Origin of the sequence: Sphaerisporangium sp. NPDC051017 (genome assembly GCF_040683095.1) — a bacterium.
GTDB lineage: Bacteria > Actinomycetota > Actinomycetes > Streptosporangiales > Streptosporangiaceae > Sphaerisporangium.
The window spans coordinates 1-5,992 of sequence record NZ_JBFBCI010000125.1; the positions used below are offsets into that span (position 1 = coordinate 1).

Sequence of the window (5,992 nt, forward strand, 5' to 3'; positions counted from 1 at the left end):
CCACCTCACGTGGTGCGAACGCGCACGCCAGCCCCAATACGCCTTCTCGCGTACGCTCCCGCCCTGCGCGCGCCCCTCCGTAGGCTCGCTCTCGCCTCCGCACCGCTCGCCCGCCGTTCGAGAAATTCTGCTCCCCTCAGCCCGAAAGCCAACAAGACACCTCTTGCACCTCCAGCAAGATCGCTCGCCCGACGCCGCGAGCCGGGGCCGCAGTAACGCCCGGGACCGCTCGGTGGGACGGTTGCGAGAGCCCCGCCGACCCGGCGCTCGCAAGCGACCGACGCGCACCTACAAGGCCGACCGAACCGCATCCACAGGCTTTTCCACAGGCCGCCTCAGTCGTCGGCGGAGCATTTCGCAGAGCCCCGGGATACCGGGGTGGTCGCATTGATGACCATCCACAAACTCACCGCCGGCGACGGCTACACGTACCTGACCAGGCAGGTCGCGGGCGGCGACGTCCAGTGGGAACAGGGCCAGGCCGCGGCCGAGTACTACACCGCCAAGGGCAACCCCCCGGGCAGATGGATGGGGCGCGGCGTTGCCCTACTTGGGCTGGAAGGTGAGCAGGTCACCGAGGACCAGATGAAGGCCCTGTACGGGGCAGGGATGCACCCTCGCGCGGACGCCATCGTGAGCCGATATCTCTCCGAGAACATCACGGCTCAGATGACCGAACGGCAGCTTGAGGCGCTCCAAGCGAAGGCGATCCGGGCGGCGACACTGGGCCTGAGATTCCCGGTCTACACGCCGCTGGAGCACTTCAAGACCCGCGTCGACAGGCACCTAGAGGTCATCGAGCGGGAAACCGGGCGGCCTGCTACCGCAACCGATGTGAAGCGGGTCCAGGCAGAGGAATCCCGCCGGGCGCGGGCCGCCGTGGCGGGCTTCGACGTTGTGTTCGCGCCCGTGAAGTCCGCCGCTCTGCTGTGGGCCCTGGACCCTCGTCCCGAAGTACGACAGGCGGTCCGCAAAGCCCATGAAGCCGCGCGCGACGCCGCGCTGGACATGCTTGAGCAGCACGCCGCGTTCACCCGTACCGGCAAGGGCGGCATCGCCCAGATCCAGACCAACGGCCTGATCGCCGCCGTCTTCGATCACTACGACAGCCGGGCCGGTGACCCCAACCTGCACACCCATGTCGCCATCTCCAGCAAGATCCAGGGTGCCGACGGCAAGTGGCGCAGCCTGGACGCCCGCGCGCTCTACCGGGTCACCGTCGCGGCCAGCGAGTTCTACAACACCGCGTTCGAAACCCAGCTCCAGCAGCGGATCCCGGTCACCTTCACCGAGCGATCCGACACCCGCGACGACCGGGAACCTATCCGGGAGATCACCGGGATCGGTCTGGAGTTCATCGAGTTCTTCTCATCCCGGCGCACCGATATCGAAGCGCGATACGAGCAACTGCTGCGCCAGTTCCGCCGCGAACACGGCTACGACCCCAACAGGCAGGTCGCCCACCAGCTCGCCCGGCAGGCCAACCTCGAAACCCGCGACGCCAAGAAGACCGCGCGCTCACTGGAGGAGATGCGCACCGACTGGACGCAGTCCTTCACCGAAAGGTTCGGCGCGGATGCGATCGGCCGCCTCATGGCCGCCGTCCCCGACCGTTTCCCCCGCGTGCACACCACCGTGGCCGACGTCGACATCGCCGCCATGGCGAGCCAGGTGGTGGCGAGCGTCTCAGAGATGCGCTCCACCTGGACGGTGTGGAATCTGCGTGCCGAAGCCGAACGGCTGGCCCGCTCCAGCATGGTCTTCGACTCCCCCGATCAGCACTATTCGATGGTCGTCCGCATCGTTGAGGAGTGCCTGTCGCCGACGCTGTCGGTGACCGTTGATGGGCCCGGTCTACTGTCCGAGCCGGAACTGTTGCGCCGGTCCGACGGGGCGTCGGTGTTCGTCGAACATGCCTCCGCGCGGTTCACCAGCCGCCTCATCCTGGACGCCGAAGAACGCCTGGTCGCCGCTGCCAAGACCCGGACCGCGGTCGGGCTGGCCAGCGGTCAGGTCGCCGCCGCGCTGGACGGATTCGACGCCCGCGGCATCGAACTGGACGCCGGGCAGCGCCAGCTGGTGACCACGTTCGCGACCGACGACCGGCTGATCGTCGCGGGGCTCGGCCCCGCGGGAGCGGGAAAGACCACTGCCATGCGGGCGTACGCCCACGTCGCCGGACAGGCCGGGCAGCGGATCGTTGCCTTGGCCACCTCCTCGGCAGCCGCCGACGTCCTGGGCAAGGAGCTGGGGGTCAGGGCCGAAAACCTGCACAAATTCGTCCACGAGTACACCACAGGACGCTACGCCGCCCAGCTCCGTTCCGGGCAGCACGTGCCCGAGTGGGCGCGCATGTTCGCCCTCAACCCGGGCGATGTGGTGCTGCTGGACGAGGCCGGGATGGCCGGCACCCTCCTGCTGGACCGGCTCGTGCAGATCGCCGCTCAACGTGGCGCGGTCGTGCGGCTTCTCGGTGACTACCGGCAGCTCGGCGCGGTCGAGTCCGGCGGCGCGCTGCGCCTGATCGCCACCGAGGTCGGCGCCGTCGAGCTGAACGTCCTCTACCGGTTCGACAACCCCGCTGAGGCCGAAGCCACCCTGAAGATCCGGGTCGGAGACTCCGCCGGCCTGGACTTCTACGCCGGCGAGAACCGGATCCGATCGGGCTCCAAGCAGGCCATGATCGAGGAGTCCTACGCGAACTGGAAGGCGGACATGCTCGCCGGGCGCACCACCTTGATGGCGGCCGCGACGGGCGTGAACGTCACCGCGCTCGCCGCCCAGGCCCGCCTGGACCGCGTCGAGGCCGGGCAGGTGGAAGCCGAAGGCGTCCAGCTTCATGACGGGAACCTCGCCGGCGCCGGGGACTGGATCGTCACCCGCCACAACGAACGGAAGCTGCGCGTCCACCGCGGCAAGGACTGGGTGAAGAACGGCGACGCCTGGTCTGTTGTCTCTCGTCACGACGACGGCTCGCTGACCGTGCGGCACCTGGAGCACCGCGGGACCGTACGCCTGCCCGCCGACTATGTCGCCGCCGACGTCGAGCTGCTCTACGCCACGACGACCAACCGGGCGCAGGGCTCCACCGTCGATACCGCCCACCCGCTGATCACCGCGGAGATGACCAGGGAGAATCTGTACGTCATCCTCTCCCGCGCCCGCCAGCGGACCGTTCTGCACGTGGTCACGCACGAGCTGCTCACCTACGACCCCGATGACCGCCTCGACCGGGTCCGCCACGACGCCCGCCAGTACGCCGCCCGCGAGGTCCTGCAGAACATCCTCGGCCGTGAAGGCAACGAGGTCTCCGCGACCGAAAGCATCCGCCAGGCCGCCGACGACGCCCGATCCCTCGCCGTGCTCGTCCCTCGCCACCAGTACGCCGCCACGCTGCTGGCCACCCAGCACTACACCCGGCTCGCGTCCGAATTCCTGGCCCGGCCACTCGCCCACACCCTCACCGGCTGCGACGGCTGGCCCTCGGTCGTCACCGCCCTCGCCCGCGCCGAAGCGCTCGGCTGGCCGGTCCGGCACCTGCTCGCCGCCACCGCTCGAGACGCAGATCTACTGACCGCCGAGACACCGGGACGGCTGCTGGCATGGCGCATCAACGCCTACATCCAGGACCGTCCCACGCCCGGCCCGCTCGCTCAGCCGACCCTCAGCGACGCCATCCGGTACGCCGATCTGCTGCGCCCGTTCGCCGTCCTGGGAGCCCTCGACCCCGCCGACGCGACCCGCACGCCCGCCATCCTGACCGGGCAGCACACCACCAGCCGCAGCACCTATGTCTCGTCCGACGCGCTGGCAGGCTACGCCGAGGCGACCGCGAACGCCCTTGGCGTGCCGGTCTCACAGATCACCCCTCACCGTTCCTGGCCCCATCTCGCCGCGAGCCTCGCCGCCGCCGACTGCAGCGGCCGTGACGTCCCCAGCCTGATCAGATCCCTGACCGCCGCCACGGCCGCCAGCACCGATCCAGAACACCGAATCGACGATCTCGCGCCGCTCTCGCGAACCACACGGCACCTGTTGGAAGCCGACCCTGCCACCGACCCGATCACCGTCCCGGCCCAGCTCAAACCCGCCGTCATAACCACCGAAGCGCTCGGCGTTCAGACCGCGGACCAGCTACGCGCCCAGCCGGCCTGGCCCGCTCTCGCCGCCGCCCTGCGCCGCACAGAACACGACGGCTACAACCCTGTGGAGATGCTCCGGCGCGTCGCCCAGGCCCCGAAGCCCTCCTCGGCCGAGGCCGCCAGCCAGCTCCTGGCCTGGAGACTCGGCCGCTATCTCAGCACCCAGGCCGCTCCCGACCAGGCGAGCGAAACGCTCCCCGCGCGAACCGACTGGCGGCTGCTCGCCTGGACACTTAAGGGACTCGAAGAGAACGGAGCCGACCTCACCCAGGTCACTAACCTAACCGAGGCGGCGACGCTGGCCGACGTTCTTCAGCAGGCCCAGAATGCCTCCACCCAGATCTCCTCTGTCGAGACCGGGCAGGACACCGCGCCCCTGCCCTGGCTCATCACTGGCGAACCTCATCGCGATCCCGACCACCAGCTCATCCGCTATATGGGTAAGGCTGAAGAGCTGATCTCGGCGCGAGTTCGACACCTCGTCGACATCACGACCAGCACGCGGCCGGCCTGGTCCACCTTGCTCGGAGCCGCCCCCGAGCAGCTGCACCAGCGGACCGAATGGACCCGCCATCTCGGGATCATCGCCGCCTACCGCGACCAGCAGAAGGTCATCACCGACGACCCTCGTCAGATCCTCGGCCCCTACCCTGGGCCCGGTCGGCCCGAGCACACCGCGTACTGGCACGCCGTCAACTCCATCGTCGCCGCCCGTATCATCGCCGGACTCGAACCCGAGCCGGAACAGCCTGGCCCCGATCCTGCGCGCATCCAGGTCGCCATGGATGTGTATCTCGCGCTGCCTGACGACGACCGCGCCGCTGTCCACACCGCCGTGGTCCAGCGACTCGGAGACCTCTGGTTCGGCAACCGGCACAGCATCGACGACCTCGCCATCACCCAGCCCGTCAACTCCCGCGGACTGCACCAGGTCCTCCTCGAGCGCGGCCATCTCACCGAATCCCTGTTGGACGGCGTCAAGCGCGAAGTGACCGACAGCCGCCACCAAGGCGGCCATACAGCCGAGCAGCAGCCAATCGAAGCCCAGCTAGCCGCTCACCGCAAAGCGCAACGAGACGCCGAACGCGCCGCCCGTATGGAGCGAGCCCGCCTGTCGAAACTGCGGACACAAGCCCGCCGCAAACAGCAACAACAACGCCTCCAGCCACGCCGTCAACAAGCCCAGGGAACCCAGGCTTCGGGTCAACTTCAACCGCCGGCCCAGCAGCAGAACCAGCGCCAGGAACGCCAGCTCGGCCAGTAACAGAAATATCGATTACGGTTACCGAGCGGGCGGCCAGGACAGGTGGACCACCCTCATGCGCAGGGGCGACGTAGAAAGAGCTGACTTCATTAAGGGCTTGAAGGGACCATCCCGCATGCCGCGGCGGCCAACTCGTGCTGCCGGTACAGAAACCGGCGGCCCCGTGTCAGCCCCGTGCCCACGGGGATGAATCACTCGCCTTCCCTGGCTTCGCCCGGTTCTCGAGCCTGCCGGGTCCGGGCGGTCTCGATGTACTCCCGTACGCCAAGGGGAGAAATCGCATGTCATGAGGGTTCTCATGCTGGGATCCCAGCTAAGGTCGGGCCACCCGACGGGCTGCGCTTGTGGGTATTCGGCCGAATACCTGGCGTCACACCGCCTCTCGAGTCGACCGGTTACAACCCGTTGAGCGACCATGGGCGTGTTCCAGGCAGCGGAAACGGATCTTCGTCGGCACTCAGGGCGGCGCCGCCGTGTGGAGGCGTCAGGTCGCACCGGGAGACTTCTGTGTTCTACTCGCCAGAGCGGCGCCGACTACGATCGCGACCAGGCCTAAGACGGTGGTCACAGAGGGCTTCTCATGCAG

At 68.6% G+C, this 5,992-nt stretch carries 1 protein-coding gene; it reads left to right on the forward strand.

Going from position 1 to position 5,992, the window contains the following annotated elements:
• The first annotated feature begins 390 nt into the window (after positions 1-390).
• The gene (gene mobF, locus AB0M95_RS40510; RefSeq protein ID WP_363776967.1) at positions 391-5,406 is read left to right on the forward strand and encodes a MobF family relaxase; all 5,016 of its coding nucleotides are present in this window, start codon (positions 391-393) and stop codon (positions 5,404-5,406) included.
• Positions 5,407-5,992 lie beyond the last annotated feature (586 nt).